An 18,586-nucleotide genomic window follows, 5' to 3' on the forward strand; every position below is an offset into this window, starting at 1 on the left:
ATCCTCCGGCGGGCGTTCCGCGGGCCGGGCACGGGCGCGGCGGTCGCCCGGTCCCGGGCCGCGACTGAGGTGACGCCGTACGCCCATGGGGTGTACGGCGTCCGGTGTGTCGGGGCGCGGATGCGCCGGTGGCGGCCGTGCGGCGGCGACGCTCGCTGGCAGCTCCTCCGCCAGCTCATCCCACCAGCCCCACGAGTTCCCGCCGCACCAGGAGGCTTCCGTGCCCCTCGCCCCGTCCCTGCGTGCCGCCGCCGCGCTCGCTGTCGTGACCCTCGCCGTCGGCGCGTGCACGGCGTCGGAGCCCGAGAACATCCCCGAGGTGACCGGTGCTTTCGGTATCCGCCCCAGCATCACCATCCCGGACCGGCCGGCCCCCGAGCAGGGCCGTACGAAGGTGCTGCGCGAGGGCACGGGACCCGAGGTGAAGAAGGGCCAGGTCGCGGTCACCGACGTGGAGATGAAGACCTGGGACGGCAAGAGGCTCATGTCCTCCTGGGGGCAGCTCCAGCCGGCGACCGTCTCCTTCGACGGTGAGGGCGTCGCCCGCGGCTGGAGCCGGGCCCTCGTCGGCCGCAGGGGCGGCAGTCGCGTCCTGATGATCACCCCGGCGGCGAGCGGCTTCGGTCCGCACGGCAGGGCGCCCGCTCCGGCCGGCCCGACGGACCGCACGGTGCTCGTCCTCGACCTGGTCGGCGGATACGGCGTCGACCAGCGGGTGCCGGAGAGGAAGGCGCCCGACGGCGGACGGGTCGCGCCGTCGGTGTCGTTCACAGGAGCAGGAAGCGGAGAGCGGCCTGTCGTAAGGGGCTGGGGGCGTGGCGAGCCGAAGAAGCTCGACGTCCGCGTGCTGGTCGAGGGCGGGGGGCCGGTGCTGGGCGACGGGGACGTGGCGGTCGCCCAGTACGGAACCTGGGTCTGGGGGCGGGCCAAGCCGCTGCGCAGCACGTACGCGACCACAGGGCCCAGCGGCATGCTGCTCGGCAAGGAGGCGCTGCCGCCGGGGCTCTACGAGGCGCTCAAAGGCACGCGCGTCGGCAGCCGGCTGCGGATCGCGGTGCCCGCGCAGTACCGCAAGGGGTTCACGGCGACGCGGGGCGGGATCACCGCTCCGTCCGAGTATCCGATCTTCTGGGTGCTCGACGTACTGGACCGCCAGGACCGCTGACGGTCCACGATCCCCTCATGCGAATAACTATACCGGTATTTGTATCCGGTACTGAAATAGGTTCTCCGGTACGCTGGGGACATGGTCCGAACCCCTTTGACTCCGCAGGAGCACGAACGTGGCGAGCGTCTCGGCCGATTGCTGCGCGAGGCGCGGTGCGGGCGCAGCATGACCGAGGTCGCCGCGGCCGCGGGCGTCTCGGTGGAGACCCTGCGCAAGATCGAGACGGGCCGGGCGCCGACGCCGACGTTCTTCACCGTGGCCGCCGTCGCGCGGGAGCTGGGCCTGTCCATGGACGAGCTGGTCGTGCTCTGTACCCCGGTGCCCGCCTGAGCGTGCGTGCGCGCGCACGTGCCCTCGCGGAAAAGTGCCCGTAGCGCTTCCGTAACACGAGGGGTGTTACCTGCCGGGTGTCCTCCCGGAGCGGAGGGCTCCAGGGTGCGGACGAACGGCGGGGCGCGTGACGGACCTGAATCAAATCCCTGACGGCGCAGGGGAGTTCGCGGAGTATCTGCAAGGGCTCGTCGCCCGGCTCGACCAGGACGCGGGCTGGTGCGCCGTGTTCTGGCAGCGCGACCCCGAGGGCATGGGGGCTTGTCTGGACGGGCGTGAGGTGCCGCCCTGGGACGTCGTCGAATCGCTGCTCCAGGACCTCGCCGCGGTGCGGGGCGCGGAGGGGGCCGCACAGGAGGGTGTCCGGGCCCGCGCCCTGCACCGCGCCTCCGTCCGGGCCCACGACTCCGGCCCCGGTGGCGCAGCCGCGCTCGCCGACCGCCTCGACGTGATGGCCGGTGAGCGGCGGTACGCGGCCGCGCGTCTGGGAGAGCTGGGGCAGCGGCTGGGGACGGCCGCCACGCGGGAGGAGGCGGAGTCGATCCGCCTGGACCTGGCGTGGGCGCGGGACGACCACGAGCGGGCGTCGGCCCGTATCACCGAACTCCGGGAGAGGCAGATCCGCCTGGGGGCACAGCCGGCCCCCGCGGACCGGCGGCCACCCGCGGCTCCGCGCGAGCCCGTCACCGAACGCAAACGCCGTCCCCGAGGCAGCGCCCGCTTCGCGGGGATGATCCAGGAGGAGCCCGTCGCCTCGGACGTCATTCCCGCAACGCCCTTAACAGGTAAGGGAGTTGGCGCGCCCCGGGGTGCCCGCTTCGCAGGCTCCGCGGAGGAGGTGGAGACGGCCGCGCCCCCGGTCCCGCCCGACCCCACCGCCGACCGCGAGGTGGCCGCGGCGGTCGACACCCTGGTCCGGCTGCGCGCGCAGGGCCGGAGCGGTGAGGCGCACACCGTCCTCGCCGAGGCCGCGCAGTGGCCCCCCGCCCGCCTCCCGCTGCTGGCCGCGCGGCTGCACCGGGCCGGCCTCGGCGCGGACTGGGGCACACTGCTGTGGGAGGCGGCCTCGCTGCCCCCGGACCGCCTCGTCGACGCCGCCGAGGCGCTGGCCGCGGCGGGCCGCGACGCCGACGGACAACAGCTGCTGCGCCACGGCGTGGGCCGCCCGCCCGCCGAGATCGGCGACGCGGTGCGCCGGCTCGACGCCGCGGGGCGGCACCGCGGTGCCCGGTCGCTGCTGGACGCGTACGTGCGCGGCCGCACGCCGGAGGAGGCGGCCCGCAGTGCGCACAGCGATCCAGGGCGGCTCGTCCCGCTGATCGTGGCCGCGGCGCGTGCCGTCTCGGCCGAGCGCCATGGGGACGTGGTGCACGCGCTGCGGGTCGCGGGCCTCACGGCCTGACCGGGCCGGGTCACTCGCACGGGTGCGAAACAGAACCGATCCAGCGGGTTGGCGACGATGGTCTTGGCAAGCCTTACGGGTGGGCTTACGTTCGTCCCTCTACGACCCGGTCTACGGGCGTAGAGGATCAGGCAAAGGAGCGGCACATGGCCCCCGTCGTACGCGCCGCACTCGTCCAGGCCACCTGGACGGGCGAGACCGAAACCATGATCGCCAAGCATGAGGAGCACGCCCGCGAGGCGGCCCGGCAGGGCGCCCGCGTGATCGGCTTCCAGGAAGTCTTCAACGCCCCCTACTTCTGCCAGGTCCAGGAGGCCGAGCACTACCGCTGGGCCGAGCCCGTCCCGGACGGCCCGACCGTGACCCGGATGCGGGAACTCGCCCGCGAGACCGGCATGGTGATCGTGGTGCCCGTCTTCGAGGTCGAGCAGTCCGGCTTCTACTTCAACACCGCGGCTGTGATCGACGCCGACGGCTCGTACCTCGGCAAGTACCGCAAGCACCACATCCCGCAGGTGAAGGGGTTCTGGGAGAAGTACTACTTCAAGCCGGGGAACCTGGGCTGGCCGGTCTTCGAGACGGCTGTCGGCAGGATCGGCGTGTACATCTGCTACGACCGGCACTTCCCCGAAGGCTGGCGCCAGTTGGGGCTGAACGGGGCGCAGCTCGTCTACAACCCGTCCGCCACCAGCCGCGGCCTCTCCGCCTACCTGTGGCAGCTGGAACAGCCCGCGGCGGCCGTCGCCAACGCGTACTTCGTCGCCGCCATCAACCGCGTCGGCGTGGAGGAATACGGCGACAACGACTTCTACGGGACGTCGTACTTCGCGGACCCGCGCGGTCAGCTGGTCGGGGAAGCCGCGAGCGACAAGGCGGAGGAACTCCTCGTCCGCGACCTGGACTTCGGCCTCATCGACGAGGTGCGACAGCAGTGGGCGTTCTACCGCGACCGCCGCCCCGACGCCTACCAGGGACTCGTCCGGCCGTGACGTGCCCCGCCCGAGCCGAACCGACCGACGAAGGGACACCGCCGCCATGACCCACCCCGACCTGCACGCCCGCCACCGTGCCGCACTGCCGGACTGGCTGGCGCTGTACTACGCGGACCCGATCGAACTCACCCACGGCGAGGGCCGCCACGTCTGGGACGCCGACGGGAACAAGTACCTCGACTTCTTCGGCGGCATCCTCACGACGATGACCGCGCACGCGCTGCCCGAGGTCACCAAGGCGGTGAGCGAACAGGCGGGCCGCATCATCCACTCCTCGACCCTCTACCTGAATCGCCCGATGGTCGAACTCGCCGAGCGCGTAGCCCAGTTGTCGGGCATCCCGGACGCCCGGGTCTTCTTCACCACGTCCGGCACCGAGGCCAACGACGCGGCGCTGCTGCTCGCCACCGCGTACCGCCGCTCGAACCAGGTCCTGGCGCTGCGCAACAGCTACCACGGCCGCTCGTTCTCGACCGTCGGCATCACCGGCAACCGCGGCTGGTCGCCGACGACCCTGTCCCCGCTGCAGACGCTGTACGTGCACGGAGGCGTACGGAGCCGGGGACCGTACGCCCACCTCTCCGACGCCGAGTTCGCCGACGCCTGCGTCGCGGACCTGCGCGACATGCTCGGCCAGACGCGCGGCGACGTGGCGGCGCTCATCGCCGAACCGGTCCAGGGCGTCGGCGGGTTCACCTCGCCGCCCGACGGCCTCTACGCGCGCTTCCGCGAGGTCCTCCAGGAGCACGGCATCCTGTGGATCTCGGACGAGGTGCAGACCGGCTGGGGCCGCACCGGCGACCACTTCTGGGGCTGGCAGGCGCACGGGCAGTCGGGGCCGCCCGACATCCTGACCTTCGCCAAGGGCATCGGCAACGGCATGTCGATCGGCGGCGTGGTGGCGCGGGCCGACGTCATGAACTGTCTGGACGCCAACTCCATCTCGACGTTCGGCGGTTCCCCCATCACGATGGCCGCGGGCCTCGCCAACCTCTCCTACCTCCTCGAACACGACCTCCAGGGCAATGCGCGCCGGGTCGGCGGCCTGCTCATCGAGCGCCTGCGGGCCATCGCCGTGCACACCCCCGGCGTACGGGAAGTGCGCGGCCGGGGCCTCATGATCGGCGTGGAGCTGGCGAAACCCGGCACGGGCGAGGCGGCACCCGAAGCCGCCGCGGCGGTCCTGGAGGCCTGCCGCGCGGGCGGCCTCCTCATCGGCAAGGGCGGCGGCCACAACACGAGCGTGCTGCGTATCGCGCCGCCGCTGTCGTTGACGGTGGCGGAGGCGGAGGAGGGCGCCATCGTCCTGGAGCGGGCGCTGCGGGACTGTTCCTGAGGGCGGGCAGACGCGCCCCGAGAGGGGCGCGGGACCGTATCGGTATGCGGCTCCGCCGCGTGAGCGCGACCAGCTACGACGCAGCCGCACACGGCTGACGGGATGCGCGTCCACGGCGCGTGCCCGCGAACGAGAGAAGGAGGCCCATGACTACGTCCGGCCCCCTCGAACACGCCCTGTCCATCCGCCAGATACTCGCCCTGGACAGAATCGCGGCGGGCGAACCGGAAGTGGTCGCGGCAGCCGACCACCTCGACCGCCCGGTCCGCTGGGTCCACGTCGCTGAGGCGGCGGACGTGGGCGTCATGCTCACCGGCGGCGAGATGATCCTCACCACCGGCGTGCTGCTCGCGGGCGACGTCCGCGGCCAGACCGAGTACATCGAGTCCCTGCACCGGGCCGAGGCGTCGGCCCTCGTGCTCGGCCTCGGGCGGGCCTTCCCGGCGCCCCCGGAGGACATGCGGCGCGCCGCGGAGCGGTACGGGCTGCCGATGGTCGTGCTCCACCGCCCCTTCCCCTTCGCCGAGTTGACCGAAGAGGTGCAGTCCCGGCTGGTCCGGCGGAAGTTCGCCGCCGTCAGTCTTTCCGAGGGCATCCGCACGGCGCTCACCGGCCTCATCACGGCCGGGGCCCCGCTCCAGGCCCTGCTCGACGAGATCGCCGCGCACAGCGCCTGCCCGGTCGTCGTCACGAACCTCGCCCACCGCGTCCTCGCCACCGCGGGGGAGCGGCCCGCCGTCGACGACGTGCTGCGGGACTGGGACCGGATCGCCCGCCAACCGGGCGAGATCGACGGCGAGGGCTGGGTCAGGGCCGGTCTCGGCGGGCGGGGCGAGCGCTGGGGTTCCGTCGTGCTGTGCGGGTACCGCGGCGACGGCGCGTCCGGGCGGCTGCTCGCCGACCGTGCGGCAGAGGCGCTCGTCCTGCACCGCATGCTGTCCGGCTCCGCCGCCAGCTGGGAGGAGCAGTCCGCGCAGTGCCTGCTCGCCGACCTCGTGTCCGGTGTCGTCCCCGCGCGGCAGCTGCTGCCCCGGGCCCGGGCCGCGGGCCTCCCGGTGAACCGCCGCACCTTCGTCCCGCTGGTCGTACGTGATGTCGACCCCGCGCAAGTCGAGCGCGTCCTGCGCCTGTTGGGGCTGTCAGGGCTTGTCGCCGAGCTCGCCGAGGGTGCCACCGCCGTGCTGCTCAGCCTCGCCCGCGACCAGGCCGCCGATTCGCTCGCCGCCCACTTCGCGTCCCGGCTGCGCGCGGAGACGGGAGCCTCGGCCGTCGTCGCCGCCGGGCCCGCCCGCACCGGCTGGGAGGACGTACCCGAGGGGCTGCGGGAGGCACTGCACGTCGCCGAGGCCGTCGCCGGGGCGCCGCCGGGGCTGCCGGCCGTGGTCCGCCTCGGCGACGTACGGCTGCGCGGTCTGGTGCGGCTGCTGCGCGATGACCCGCGCGTCCAGTCGTTCGCGGAGCGGGAGCTGGACGGTCTGCTGTGCGCCGACGACGGCGAGGCGCTGCTGCCCGTTCTGCGCAGCTACCTCGCCACCGGCCGCAACAAGTCCCGCACCGCTCACCTGCACCACATGAGCCGGCCCGCCCTCTACCGCCGCCTCGAGACCATCGAGACGCTGCTCGGCGTCGCACTCGACGACTTCGAGCAGGCCGCTTCCGTGCACATCGCGCTGCTCGCGCACGACGCCCAGCGCGGGACGTGACACGGTGCAACGCCGTCCGGCGCGGGACGTGACACGGTGCGACTCGGCCACGGTCGCCGGGATTCCTATCGTCGTGGGAACACCGCGCACCCCCCTCAGCCGGAGGTCCCGATGAGCCCCGTGATCCGCGCCGCGATCTTCCAGACCGCATGGACCGGCGACAAGGAATCCATGATCAAGGTGCACGAACAGGCCGTTCGTGACGCCGCCGCGCAGGGCGCCCAAGTCCTCTGCTTCCAGGAGCTGTTCTACGGACCGTACTTCTGCCAGGTCCAGGACCCGAAGTTCTACGAGTACGCCGAGGCGGTCCCGGACGGCCCCATCGTGCGCCGCTTCCAGGACCTCGCCCGCGAGCACGGCATCGTCCTCGTCCTGCCCATGTACGAGGAGGAGCAGCCCGGCGTCCTCTACAACACGGCCGCCGTGATCGACGCCGACGGCACCTACCTCGGCAAGTACCGCAAGACCCACATCCCCCAAGTCCAGGGATTCTGGGAGAAGTTCTACTTCCGGCCCGGCAACTCCGGCTGGCCCGTCTTCGACACCGCCGTCGGGAAGATCGGTGTCTACATCTGCTACGACCGGCACTTCCCGGAGGGCTGGCGCGCGCTCGGTCTCGAAGGTGCGCAGATCGTCTTCAACCCCTCCGCCACCAGCCGGGGCCTGTCCCGCTACCTGTGGCAGCTGGAACAGCCGGCCGCGGCCGTCGCCAACGAGTACTTCGTCGGCGCCATCAACCGCGTCGGAGTGGAGGAGTACGGCGACAACGACTTCTACGGAACGTCGTACTTCGTCGACCCCGAGGGCCGCTTCGTGGGCGAGGTCGCCGACGACAAGGCGCCCGAACTCGTCGTGCGCGACCTCGACATGGCCAAGCTGCGCGAGGTGCGCGACCGCTGGCAGTTCTACCGCGACCGCGCCCCGCAGGCGTACGAGCCGCTGACCCGCCCGTAGTTCCGTCACGTACCTGGAGGAGAGCATGAGCGCCGTCCGTACCGTCATCCGCGGGGGTCTCGTCGTCACCGCCGCCGACGAGATGCACGCCGACGTCCTCATCGAGGACGGGCGGGTCGTGGCCCTCGCGGCCAGTGGCAGCGACACCGCCGCGTCCTGGACGGACGCGCGCACCCTCGACGCGAGCCAGAAGTACGTCATCCCGGGCGGCGTCGACGGGCACACCCACATGGAGATGCCGTTCGGCGGCACGTTCGCCGCCGACACCTTCGAGACCGGCACCCGCGCGGCGGCCTGGGGCGGCACCACGACGATCGTCGACTTCGCCATCCAGAGCGTCGGGCACACGCTGCGCGAGGGCCTCGACGCCTGGCACGCCAAGGCCGACGGTCAGTGCGCCGTCGACTACGGCTTCCACATGATCGTCTCCGACGTGCACGACGAGACGCTCAAGGAGATGGACCTGCTGGTCGGGGAGGGCGTGACCTCCTTCAAGCAGTTCATGGCCTACCCGGGCGTCTTCTACTCCGACGACGGGCAGATCCTGCGCGCCATGCAGCGGGCCGCCGACAACGGCGGCCTGATCATGATGCACGCCGAGAACGGCATCGCGATCGACGTGCTCGTGCAGCAGGCCCTCGCCCGCGGCGAGACGGACCCGCGCTACCACGGTGAGGTCAGGAAGGCGCTGCTCGAAGCGGAGGCCACGCACCGCGCGATCAAGCTGGCGCAGGTCGCCGGGGCGCCGCTGTACGTCGTGCACGTCTCCGCTCAGGAGGCGCTCGCCGAGCTGGCGCGGGCCCGCGACGAGGGACTGCCGGTCTTCGGCGAGACGTGCCCGCAGTACCTGTTCCTGTCCACGGACAATCTCGCCGAGCCCGACTTCGAGGGCGCGAAGTACGTGTGCTCGACGCCGCTGCGGCCGAAGGACCACCAGGCGGCGCTCTGGCGCGGCCTGCGCACCAACGACCTCCAGGTGGTCTCCACCGACCACTGCCCGTTCTGCTTCACCGGCCAGAAGGAGCTGGGGCGGGGCGACTTCTCGAAGATCCCGAACGGCATGCCGGGCGTGGAGAACCGGATGGACCTCCTCCACCAGGCGGTCGTCGACGGGCACATCACGCGCCGCCGCTGGATCGAGATCGCGTGCGCGACACCGGCCCGGATGTTCGGCATGTATCCGAAGAAGGGCACCATCGCGCCGGGCGCGGACGCCGACATCGTCATCTACGATCCGGCCGCCGAGCAGACCGTCAGCGCCGCGACCCACCACATGAACGTCGACTACTCGGCGTACGAGGGCAAGCGGCTCACCGGCCGGGTGGAGACGGTCCTGTCGCGCGGCGAACCCGTCATCACCGAACGGGAGTTCACCGGCCGCGCCGGTCACGGTACGTACACCCCGCGCGGCACCTGTCAGTACCTCGACTGAGCAACGTACGGAACTAAGGGGCCCCATCATGGATTTCGGACTCGTTCTGCAGACCGACCCGCCGGCCTCGGGGGTCGTGGAGTTGATGAAGCGCGCGGAGGGGGCCGGGTTCACGCACGGGTGGACGTTCGACTCGTGCGTGCTGTGGCAGGAGCCGTTCGTCATCTACAGCCGCATCCTCGCCGAGACGGACCGCCTTGTCGTCGGGCCGATGGTGACCAACCCGGGGACACGGACGTGGGAGGTGACCGCGTCCACCTTCGCGACGCTCAACGACATGTACGGCAACCGCACCGTGTGCGGCATCGGGCGCGGCGACTCCGCGATGCGGGTCGCCGGACGCACCCCCAACACCCTCGCCCGGATCAGCGGTGCGATGCGGGTGATCCGGACGCTCGGCCGGGGCGAGGAGGCGGACCTCGGAGGCGGTGCGGTCGTCCGGTTCCCCTGGGTGCGCGAGGGCGCCTCGGTCCCGGTCTGGATGGCCGCGTACGGGCCGAAAGCCCTGAAGATGACCGGCGAGGAGGCCGACGGCTTCATCCTCCAACTGGCCGATCCGTTCCTGACGGAGTGGATGGTGAAGGCGGTGCGGGACGCGGCGGTGGCGGCGGGCCGCGACCCGGCCGACGTCAAGATCTGTGTCGCCGCGCCCGCGTACGTGACGGAGGACGACTCCCCGGCGGCGCTCGCGCACGCGCGCGAACAGTGCCGCTGGTTCGGCGGCATGGTCGGCAACCACGTCGCGGACCTGGTGTCCAAGTACGGCGCGCACTCCGGCATGGTCCCCGACGAACTCACGGAGTACATCAAGGCGCGCGAGGGGTACGACTACGCACACCACGGCCGCTCGGGCAACCCGGACACCGCCTTCGTGCCGGACGAGATCGTGGACCGGTTCTGTCTGATCGGCCCGGCGGAGTCCCACGTCGAAAAGCTGCGCGCCCTAAGGGAGTTGGGTGTCGACCAGTTCGCGGTGTACGCCATGCACGACGCGAAGGAGAAGGTCATCGACACGTACGGCCGGCACATCATCCCCACCCTGAGCGCATAACCGCATGACCGCCGATTCAGCACCCCCCGCAACGGCGCCACCCGTCTTTACAGGCGCGGCAGTCAACGGCACCCGCAAGGCCGCCTCACCCCGTCCTCCCCCGTAGAACGGACTGCCCATGACCGACACTGCCCCACCACAACCCACCTCGACCGCGGTCGAGTTGACGCCCGACGACTACCCGGCGAGCAGCCGCTACGCCAACGACGACCTGCGCCCCGTCCCGCTCGCCGAACGCCGCTGGACCACATACAACTTCGTGGCCCTGTGGATCGGCATGGCCCACTGCATCCCGTCCTGGACACTGGCCTCGGGCCTGGTCGCGCTCGGCATGGACTGGAAGCAGGCGGTGCTGACCATCGGCCTGGCGAACGTGATCGTGCTGCTGCCGATGCTGCTCACGGGGCACGCCGGACCCAAGTACGGCATACCCTTCCCGGTCCTGGCCCGCGCCTCGTTCGGGATACGCGGGGCGAACCTGCCCGCGATGGTGCGCGCGGCCGTGGCCTGCTGCTGGTTCGGCATCCAGACGTGGATCGGCGGCCAGGGCATCTTCGTACTCCTGGGGAAGATCTTCGGTGGCTGGGCCGACGCCGGGAAGATCGGCGGCTACCCGTGGACCCTGTGGCTGTGCTTCGCCGTGTTCTGGGTGCTCGAACTCGCCATCATCTACCGGGGGATGGACACCCTGCGCCGGTTCGAGAACTGGGCGGCGCCGTTCGTGCTCGTCGGCGCGGTGGTGCTGCTGATCTGGATCGCGAACAAGGCGGGCGGCTTCGGTCCGCTGCTGCACGAGCCGTCGAAGGTCGGCTGGGGCGCCGACTTCTGGAAGGTCTTCTTCCCGGGGCTGATGGGCATGATCGGATTCTGGTCGACCCTGTCGCTGAACATCCCGGACTTCACGCGGTTCGGCAAGGGGCAGCGGGCGCAGATCTGGGGCCAGACGCTCGGCCTGCCGACGACCATGACCTTGTTCGCGCTGATGTCGGTGCTGGTGACGGCCGGTTCGGAGCAGGTCTACGGGGTGGCGATCTGGGACCCGGTCGCCCTGGCGGGCAAGACGGACAACGTCTTCGGGCTGCTCTTCGCGCTCATCACCGTGTTCGTGGCGACGATCTCGGTGAACGTCGCGGCGAACGTGGTCTCACCCGCGTACGACCTCGCGAACCTCGCCCCGAAAATCATCAACTTCCGTACGGGCGCGGTCATCACGGGCATCGTCGGTGTGCTGGTCATGCCGTGGAAACTGACGTCGACGCCCGAGCTGTACATCTTCACGTGGCTCGGTGTGGTGGGCGGGTTGCTCGGCACGGTCGCGGGCATCCTCATCGCCGACTACTGGATCATCCGGCGGACCGTGCTGCACCTGGCCGACCTGTATGTGGCGGGCGGCCGGTACTGGTACACGAACGGCTGGAACCGGCGGGCCGTCGCCGCGTTCGTGGTCGGGGGCGTGCTCGCCGTGGGCGGGTCGTACTCGACGCTCGACGCGAAGGGGAACAAGGCGGGGCCGTTCCCGACGGACGGCATGATCCCGTTCCTGAAGCCGCTGGCGGACTACGGGTGGGCCGTGGGGCTCGGTGGGGCGCTCGGCGTGTACCTGGCGCTGATGGCCGGCCGGCGACGGACGTGACAGAGCGGGGCGGGGCCGGCCCGGTCCGGCCCCGCCCCGCTGCTCACGCCGGGTTTCCCGGAACCGCGCCGAGCTGACGCAACTGTGTGAGCGAGTCGACGACGCCCCAGATCTCGGCGACGCGGCCGTCCGTGAAGCGGAAGACGAACATCTCGCTGTACGTGACGGATTTCCCGGTGGGCGGAAGACCCCGGAAGTCGCCGAGGTGGGTCCCGGTGACCGTGTTCCTGATGACGAGCCTGTCGCCCTCGGCGATCATGTCCTCGACCCGGACGCGGAGGTCGGGGAACGCCTGAAGCAGCACGGCGTACACCTTCTTGAGCGCCTGGGCTCCCGCGGCGCCCATCGGTACGGGAGCGTGGAACAGGAGATCGGGGGCGACGACGTCGTCTATCGCCTTCATGACGGCGTCCGCGTCGCCGGTGTTCGCCGCGTCGTGCAGCCGGCGGAACGCGGCCTTGTTGGCCGCGGTCTGTGCTGCCTGCGCTGTCTGTGCCGTGGATGCCGTGGACATGCGGTACCTCATCGGGTCGCCCGGCCGCCGTGTCCGGCGGTTGTATCCCCCTACGACGGCCCGGGGCGGCGATGTGTGACATCGCGGCGTGCGCGGCACTCCCGCGGCTCGCCCGCCCACGGCGACCGGTCCGCCCCTCGCCGTCGCCCACGGCCGGACCGGCGTGGATCCCACACGGAGTGACGCGTTCCATTGACGGATGCCCTCCGACGCCGTATTGGTATACCAAAGACGTCGGAGCGTGGAGCCGTCTCGTGGGGACCTGTGTCAAATGCCCGATTCTGTGGGCGAGTTGCGCAGGATCAATCCTCACAATCTTCGCGAACGCCTATTGACCGTCGATTCGGTACATCCGTACCGTCGCTCCGCGAAGAGGAAAACAGATTCCTCATTGTGGAAACTTAGGAGCGCGTCATGGTCGCCGTGCACGAACAGACCTCCACAACCGCGGCCGCGGGGCCGGCCGGGACCAGCCCCGGCCTCTACAGTCCGGATCTCGCCCCCACTCGTAAGGAGGGGCGCCGCTGGGGCGCGTACAACGTGTTCACGCTGTGGGGCAACGACGTCCACAGCCTGGGCAACTACGCCTTCGCCATGGGTCTTTTCGCGCTCGGGATGAGCGTCTGGCAGATCCTCATCGCCTTCGCCATCGCCTCCGCGCTGCTCTTCGGGCTGCTCACGCTCTCCGGCTACATGGGCCACAAGACGGGCGTCCCGTTCCCGGTGATGAGCCGGATCTCCTTCGGAACCCGGGGCGCGCAGCTCCCGGCGGCGGTGCGCGGCGCCGTCGCGATCGCCTGGTTCGGCATCCAGACCTACCTGGCGGCCTCCGTGCTGCGGGCCGTCGTCAAGAAACTCGCGCCCGGCGCCGCCTCCCTCGACCACAACTCGATCCTGGGCCTGTCGACGCTCGGCTGGATCACCTTCCTCGCGCTGTGGGCGATCCAGGTCGTGATCGTCAGCTACGGCATGGAGCTGATCCGCAAGTACATGGCGTTCGCCGCGCCCGCCATCCTGATCACCATGTGCGGCCTGGCCGCCTGGATCCTCACCAAGACGGACCTGTCCATCGCGGTCTCCACCGGCAACGCGCCCACCGGACTCGACGCCTGGCGCCAGGTCTTCGAGAGCGCCGCCCTGTGGGTCGTCATCTACGGCACGTTCGTCCTGAACTTCTGCGACTTCACGCGTTCCGCGAAGAGCCGCCGCGCGATCGTCGTCGGCAACCTCGTGGGCATCCCGCTCAACATGCTCTTCTTCGCCGGGATCGTCGTGGTGCTGTCCGGCGGCCAGTTCAAGCTCGACGGGCACGTCGTCACCGGGCCCGAGGACATCGTCGCCACCATCCCCAGCACCCCGCTGATGGTCCTCGCCTCGCTCGCCTTCATCACCCTGACCATCGCCGTGAACCTCCTAGCGAACTTCGTCGCCCCCATCTACGCCCTGGTCAACCTCTTCCCGCGCAAGCTCGACTTCCGGCGTGCAGGGCTGGTCAGCGCCGTCATCGGCCTCGTCATCCTGCCGTGGAACCTCTACAACAGCCCGACCGTTGTCAACTACTTCCTCGGCGGACTCGGCGCCCTGCTCGGGCCCGCCTTCGGTGTCGTGATGGCCGACTACTGGCTGGTGCGCAAGGCCCGCGTCAACGTCCCCGCCCTGTACACCGACGCCGCCGACGGCGACTACCACTACCGCTCCGGTTTCCACCTGCGGGCCATCGGTGCCTTCGGACCCGCCGCCGGCGTGGCCGTCGTCGTCGCCCTCGTGCCCGTCTTCAAGTCGGTCTCCGGCTTCTCCTGGTTCATCGGGGCGGGCCTCGCCGCCCTGCTCTACGTGGTTCTCGCCGACCGCAGCCGGGCCGCCCGCGACGTGGACGGCGAGGCGATCGCGGTCGACGCCGCCTGAGCCGCTCATCACCGCAACACCCATGGCCGCGCCTGCAGTTGAAGCTCGCGGCTCCGCACAGAAAGCAGTACCGGCACCGCTATGCGCATACTCGTCTGCAACGTCAACACCACCGGGACGATGACCGAGGCCATCGGCGCCCAGGCGCGGGCCGTCGCCGCGCCCGGCACCGAGATCGTGGCGCTCACCCCGGCGTTCGGCGCCGAGTCCGTCGAGGGCAACTACGAGAGCTACCTCGCCGCGATCGCCGTCATGGAGACGGTGCGCGCCTACCCGGAGCCGTTCGACGCCGTCATCCAGGCCGGGTACGGGGAGCACGGGCGCGAGGGCCTGCAGGAGATCCTCGATGTGCCCGTCGTCGACATCACGGAGGCCGCCGCCTCCACCGCCCAGTACCTGGGGCACCGCTACTCCGTCGTCACCACCCTGGACCGGGCCGTCCCCCTCATCGAGGACCGGCTCAAGCTCGCCGGGCTCACCGACCGGTGCGCCTCCGTGCGGGCCAGCGGCCTGGCCGTCCTCGACCTCGAACGCGACCCGGACGCCGCGGTCGAGGCGATCGTCGAGGAGGCCGCGCGCGCCGTGGAGCACGACCGGGCCGAGGTGATCTGTCTGGGCTGCGGCGGCATGGCCGGGCTCGCCGAGCGCGTCAAGGAGCGCACCGGCGTCCCGGTCGTCGACGGCGTCGCGGCCGCCGTGACCGTCGCCGAATCGCTCGTACGGCTCGGGCTCACGACGTCCAAGGTGCGGACGTACGCGCCGCCGCGGGAGAAGAAGATCCGGAACTGGCCTCCTTTCATCGGCAGTTGAGGGCCGCGGGAACGGCGCGAGCGGTTACCGCTTCCGCGTGAGCCGCACCACCGTGCTGGGCCGGTCCCCCTTGGGCAGGCGCAGCGGCAGGCCGTGCGTCAGCAGCGTCGCCGCGTCGTGCTCGGCGCCGGTGGCGTCGTCGACGTAGACCGCCGAAGGGGAGAGGCCGGCCAGGCGCAGGGTGCGGTCGCGGCCCCGGGCGAGGACGACGACCCGGTCGCCCGCCCGGTACTGCACCGCGTCCGTGAGCCGGTACTGCTCGCCGAACTGCACGACCGGGCGGATCTCCTTGTACAGCTCCACCAGGTCGCGGGCCTCGGCGAGTTGGGGTGCGGTCCAGCGCGAGAGGTCACCGCCGATGCCGAGCGCGCCCGCCATCGCGACATGGAAGCGGTAGCGGAGCGGCGTGCTGCGGCCGGTGTGCGGATTGGGGCTGTCGGTGACCCAGGCGGACATGGTGCGGGCCGGATAGATCTGGCTGTAGCCGTGCTGGATGGCGACGCGGTCGTCGGCGTCCGTGTTGTCGGAGATCCAGGTCTGGTCGGTACGCGCCAGCATGCCGAGATCGGCGCGGCCGCCGCCGCCCGCGCAGCCCTCCACGCGCAGCCCCGGGTGCGCGCGGCGCAGCCGGTCGAGGACCCCGTGGACGCCACGCGTGTGGTCGGTCCACAGCCGTTCGGCGTCGGGGTGCCCCGGCCAACCCGCTTCTGTGAAAGCCCTGTTCATGTCCCATTTGAGGAAGTCGATCGCGTACGCCGCCACGAGCCGGTCGAGCCACCCGTACGCCCACTCGGTGACATCGGTACGGGCGAAGTTCAGGACGAGCTGGTGGCGCAGCTCGGTGCGGCGGCGGTTCGGCATGTGCAGGACCCAGTCGGGGCGCGCCCGGTACAGGTCGCTGTCCGGATTGGTCATCTCCGGCTCCACCCACAGCCCGAAACGCATCCCGAGCCGCCGCACCTCATCGGCCAACGGACCGAGCCCGTGCGGGAACCGCTCCGGGTTCGGCTGCCAGTCGCCAAGACCGGCCCGGTCGCTGGTGCGCTGCCCGAACCAGCCGTCGTCCACCACGAACAGCTCGACGCCGAGCCCCGCGGCACGCTCGGCCAGGGCCCGCTGGCCCTCCAGGGTGACGTCCCAGCCGGTCGCCTCCCAGCTGTTGTAGACCACGGGCCGCGCCTCGTCGGGGACCGGCAGCACGTGCGCGGCGACGTACCGGTGCCAGCCACGGCTCGTCGCGCCGAAACCGCCCCGGCTGAACTGGCCCGCGAACACCGGGGTTTCATGGCTCTCGCCGGTCCGCAGCCGCCAGGTCAGACCGTCGTGCCCGGCGCCCCCCGTGACCGTGAACGGGCCACCCGTGTGGTCGCGCTGCGCCGTGATCCGCCAACTCCCTGACCAGGCGAGGACCATGCTCCACACGTCGCCGCGGTCCTCGTCCGCGTCACCCGCGTCGACCATCAGCCAGGGATTCGCGAAGTGCCCCGAGACGCCTCGCCGACTGGTGAACACGGTCTCGGCGTAGGGGGCTTCGACGCGCCGCAGCCGGGTCTCGCCGGACCATTCGCCGACCGTGTGGCTCAGCCGGGCGCCGGACACGGCGGGCACGGACCAGCTCGCGGCGTCGCAGCGCAGGATCTCGATGGGGTCATCACCCGTATCGCTGCCCAAGTGCCGCAACGTCAGGGAGCGTTCGATGATGTCGTTGTCCGCGTGGACCGCGTAGTGCAGCGTGCAGCCGAGCGGGTAGTGGCGGTCACGCAGCCGTACGCGCAGCCGGCCGCCCTCGATCTCGTGGCCCTCGTGCACCCACTCGACGCCGCGGGCCCCGTCGGCGTACCGCACGAGCAGCGACGGCACCCCGAACCGGGCGCCGCCCTCAACGGCCAGCTCCTCACCACTTGTTGAGGCGAAGCTGCTCGTCACGCCGTCATGTGTGGGCAGGGCCGCGGCCTGGCCGAGCGTGAGGGGCGCCCCCCAGTGCACATGCCGTGGACTGTCGTCCGCGCCGATCCGCAGCGCGTACGAGGTGGCGGGGGTGGTGAGCAGGAACGTGCGACTGGGCTCGTCGTAGGACACCTGAGAGTCGAAGGACACCTGAGACATGAGCCGGAGCCTAGATGCGAACTCCTCGAATTTAAATATTGACGAAGGAAATTATTGCCCCTACGTTTCCCCCATGTTGCTGAACCGAGCGAAGCTGCTCGCGTCTCCGGCGGCCAACACGGTGTTCACGACAGTGCTCACGCGTGGCCCGGTCGTCCGCCCCGAGATAGCCCGGATCACCGGTCTCTCCTCCGCCGCCGTCACCAAGGCGGTCAAGCCGATGATCGAAGCCGGATACCTGGAGGAACTCCCGCAGGGACCGCGGACCGTCGAAGGCGCGGGACGCCCCGCACACCCCCTCGCGGTCCGCGCCGACCGGGAGTTCTTCGTGGGCGTCAAGGTCACGGCCGACGAACTCATCGGCGTCGTCACCGACTTGAGGGCGCAGGTGCGCGCCGCCCACCGGATGCCGGTGTCGGACCGGTCCGCCGCCCGGGTCGTACGTGACATCGCCGCGCTCGTCGCGGAGCTGACCCCCGCGTACACCGAGCGGACGCATCACCTCGGGGTCTCCGTCTCCGGAGACGTGGACCGGCCGGGCGGCATCGTGCGCTACTCGCCGTTCCTCGGCTGGCACGACGTCCCGCTGGCCGAACTGGTGGGCGCCGCAACGGGATTGTCGGTGACGGTCGAGAACGATGTGAAGGCCCTCACCGTCGCCGAGCAGTGGTTCGGCGAGGGCGTGGGCGCCGACTCCTTCGCCCTCGCCACGGTCGGTGTCGGCATCGGCTGCGCGCTCGTCGTCAACGGCCGTCTGGTAGCCGGGGGTTACGGGGTGGCCGGCGAGATCGGCCACATCCCGGTCGCCGCCGGGGACGGCCCCGCCTGCCACTGCGGGGCCCGCGGCTGCGTCGAGGCGATCGCCTCCGAGGAGGCCATCGTCACCCGGGCCCGGCGGGCGGCCGGCGATCCCGGCCTCGACATGGCCGGGGCCATCGACCGCGCGCACGGCGGGGACGCCGCCGTACGGGCCGTGTTCGACGAGGCGGGCGCGGCCATCGGCCTCGGCCTCGCCGCCATGGTCAACCTGGTCGGGCCCGAGCGGGTCGTGGTCTCCGGCGAGGGCGTGGCCGCGTACGACCTCTTCGAGGAGCAGATCCGCGCCGCCTTCACCACCCAGGCCTTCGGGGCCGCGGCCCGCTGCCCGCTCGTCGTGCGCCCGCTGCCCTGGGAGGAGTGGGCTCGGGGGGCCGCCGCCGTCAGCATCCAGTCACTCTTCGCCGCCTGACCCGACCACCCCCGATGTCAAA

The 18,586-nt window shown here is 71.3% G+C and carries 15 protein-coding genes; 13 read left to right on the plus strand and 2 right to left on the minus strand.

The annotated features are described in order from the left end of the window. Positions 1-220: 220 nt before the first annotated feature. From AB0J02_RS03150 to AB0J02_RS03195, 10 genes are all read left to right on the plus strand, one after another. On the plus strand, positions 221-1,165 hold the full coding sequence (locus AB0J02_RS03150; protein WP_363191810.1) for an FKBP-type peptidyl-prolyl cis-trans isomerase: 945 nt from the start codon (positions 221-223) through the stop codon (positions 1,163-1,165). Positions 1,166-1,246: 81 nt separating this feature from the next. Beyond that, positions 1,247-1,498, plus strand: coding sequence for a helix-turn-helix transcriptional regulator (locus AB0J02_RS03155; protein WP_363191811.1), 252 nt, complete (start codon positions 1,247-1,249; stop codon positions 1,496-1,498). 136 nt (positions 1,499-1,634) lie between these two features. Continuing rightward, on the plus strand, positions 1,635-2,900 hold the full coding sequence (locus AB0J02_RS03160) for a hypothetical protein (protein WP_363192188.1): 1,266 nt from the start codon (positions 1,635-1,637) through the stop codon (positions 2,898-2,900). A gap of 146 nt (positions 2,901-3,046) precedes the next feature. Further along, positions 3,047-3,889, plus strand: a complete 843-nt coding sequence (locus tag AB0J02_RS03165) for a nitrilase-related carbon-nitrogen hydrolase (protein WP_363191812.1) — start codon at positions 3,047-3,049, stop codon at positions 3,887-3,889. Between the two features lie 46 nt (positions 3,890-3,935). After that, positions 3,936-5,228 (plus strand): aspartate aminotransferase family protein, encoded by a 1,293-nt coding sequence (locus AB0J02_RS03170; protein WP_363191813.1) that lies wholly within the window; start codon positions 3,936-3,938, stop codon positions 5,226-5,228. 146 nt (positions 5,229-5,374) lie between these two features. Next, on the plus strand, positions 5,375-6,931 hold the full coding sequence (locus tag AB0J02_RS03175; protein ID WP_363191814.1) for a PucR family transcriptional regulator ligand-binding domain-containing protein: 1,557 nt from the start codon (positions 5,375-5,377) through the stop codon (positions 6,929-6,931). 111 nt (positions 6,932-7,042) lie between these two features. Continuing rightward, on the plus strand, positions 7,043-7,885 hold the full coding sequence (locus AB0J02_RS03180) for a nitrilase-related carbon-nitrogen hydrolase (protein WP_363191815.1): 843 nt from the start codon (positions 7,043-7,045) through the stop codon (positions 7,883-7,885). Positions 7,886-7,910: 25 nt separating this feature from the next. Then, positions 7,911-9,317: a dihydropyrimidinase gene (hydA, locus tag AB0J02_RS03185; RefSeq protein WP_363191816.1), complete on the plus strand. Its 1,407-nt coding sequence runs from the start codon at positions 7,911-7,913 to the stop codon at positions 9,315-9,317. Between the two features lie 28 nt (positions 9,318-9,345). Next, positions 9,346-10,368, plus strand: a complete 1,023-nt coding sequence (locus tag AB0J02_RS03190; RefSeq protein ID WP_363191817.1) for a TIGR03842 family LLM class F420-dependent oxidoreductase — start codon at positions 9,346-9,348, stop codon at positions 10,366-10,368. Positions 10,369-10,486: 118 nt separating this feature from the next. Then, a complete protein-coding gene (locus tag AB0J02_RS03195) occupies positions 10,487-12,001 on the plus strand; it encodes an NCS1 family nucleobase:cation symporter-1 (protein WP_363191818.1) in 1,515 nt (504 codons plus the stop codon). 43 nt (positions 12,002-12,044) lie between these two features. Here the strand turns inward: AB0J02_RS03195 and AB0J02_RS03200 are convergent, their stop codons facing one another. Next, positions 12,045-12,515, minus strand: coding sequence for an ester cyclase (locus AB0J02_RS03200; protein ID WP_363191819.1), 471 nt, complete (start codon positions 12,513-12,515; stop codon positions 12,045-12,047). A gap of 414 nt (positions 12,516-12,929) precedes the next feature. Here AB0J02_RS03200 and AB0J02_RS03205 point away from each other — a divergent pair, with 414 nt between their 5' ends. Further along, positions 12,930-14,420: an NCS1 family nucleobase:cation symporter-1 gene (locus AB0J02_RS03205; protein WP_363191820.1), complete on the plus strand. Its 1,491-nt coding sequence runs from the start codon at positions 12,930-12,932 to the stop codon at positions 14,418-14,420. An 81-nt stretch (positions 14,421-14,501) separates the two neighbouring features. Then, a complete protein-coding gene (locus tag AB0J02_RS03210) occupies positions 14,502-15,230 on the plus strand; it encodes an aspartate/glutamate racemase family protein (RefSeq protein ID WP_363191821.1) in 729 nt (242 codons plus the stop codon). Positions 15,231-15,254: 24 nt separating this feature from the next. Here the strand turns inward: AB0J02_RS03210 and AB0J02_RS03215 are convergent, their stop codons facing one another. Continuing rightward, a complete protein-coding gene (locus AB0J02_RS03215; RefSeq protein WP_363191822.1) occupies positions 15,255-17,336 on the minus strand; it encodes an alpha-galactosidase in 2,082 nt (693 codons plus the stop codon). Positions 17,337-17,409: 73 nt separating this feature from the next. Between AB0J02_RS03215 and AB0J02_RS03220 the strand changes: the two genes are divergently transcribed. Next, positions 17,410-18,564 (plus strand): ROK family transcriptional regulator, encoded by a 1,155-nt coding sequence (locus AB0J02_RS03220; RefSeq protein WP_363191823.1) that lies wholly within the window; start codon positions 17,410-17,412, stop codon positions 18,562-18,564. Positions 18,565-18,586: the final 22 nt, after the last annotated feature.

Source organism: Streptomyces sp. NPDC050264, assembly GCF_040655895.1.
Taxonomy (GTDB): domain Bacteria; phylum Actinomycetota; class Actinomycetes; order Streptomycetales; family Streptomycetaceae; genus Streptomyces.

Bases quoted from the DNA above. Each gene is read 5' to 3' on its own strand.
- AB0J02_RS03175 (WP_363191814.1), top strand. From the start codon at position 5,375: ATGACTACGTCCGGCCCCCTCGAACACGCCCTGTCCATCCGCCAGATA.
- AB0J02_RS03220 (WP_363191823.1), top strand. From the start codon at position 17,410: ATGTTGCTGAACCGAGCGAAGCTGCTCGCGTCTCCGGCGGCCAACACG.
- AB0J02_RS03180 (WP_363191815.1), top strand. From the start codon at position 7,043: ATGAGCCCCGTGATCCGCGCCGCGATCTTCCAGACCGCATGGACCGGC.
- AB0J02_RS03155 (WP_363191811.1), top strand. From the start codon at position 1,247: ATGGTCCGAACCCCTTTGACTCCGCAGGAGCACGAACGTGGCGAGCGT.
- AB0J02_RS03195 (WP_363191818.1), top strand. From the start codon at position 10,487: ATGACCGACACTGCCCCACCACAACCCACCTCGACCGCGGTCGAGTTG.
- AB0J02_RS03170 (WP_363191813.1), top strand. From the start codon at position 3,936: ATGACCCACCCCGACCTGCACGCCCGCCACCGTGCCGCACTGCCGGAC.
- AB0J02_RS03210 (WP_363191821.1), top strand. From the start codon at position 14,502: ATGCGCATACTCGTCTGCAACGTCAACACCACCGGGACGATGACCGAG.
- hydA (WP_363191816.1), top strand. From the start codon at position 7,911: ATGAGCGCCGTCCGTACCGTCATCCGCGGGGGTCTCGTCGTCACCGCC.
- AB0J02_RS03200 (WP_363191819.1), bottom strand. From the start codon at position 12,515: ATGTCCACGGCATCCACGGCACAGACAGCGCAGGCAGCACAGACCGCG.
- AB0J02_RS03215 (WP_363191822.1), bottom strand. From the start codon at position 17,336: ATGTCTCAGGTGTCCTTCGACTCTCAGGTGTCCTACGACGAGCCCAGT.
- AB0J02_RS03205 (WP_363191820.1), top strand. From the start codon at position 12,930: ATGGTCGCCGTGCACGAACAGACCTCCACAACCGCGGCCGCGGGGCCG.
- AB0J02_RS03190 (WP_363191817.1), top strand. From the start codon at position 9,346: ATGGATTTCGGACTCGTTCTGCAGACCGACCCGCCGGCCTCGGGGGTC.
- AB0J02_RS03165 (WP_363191812.1), top strand. From the start codon at position 3,047: ATGGCCCCCGTCGTACGCGCCGCACTCGTCCAGGCCACCTGGACGGGC.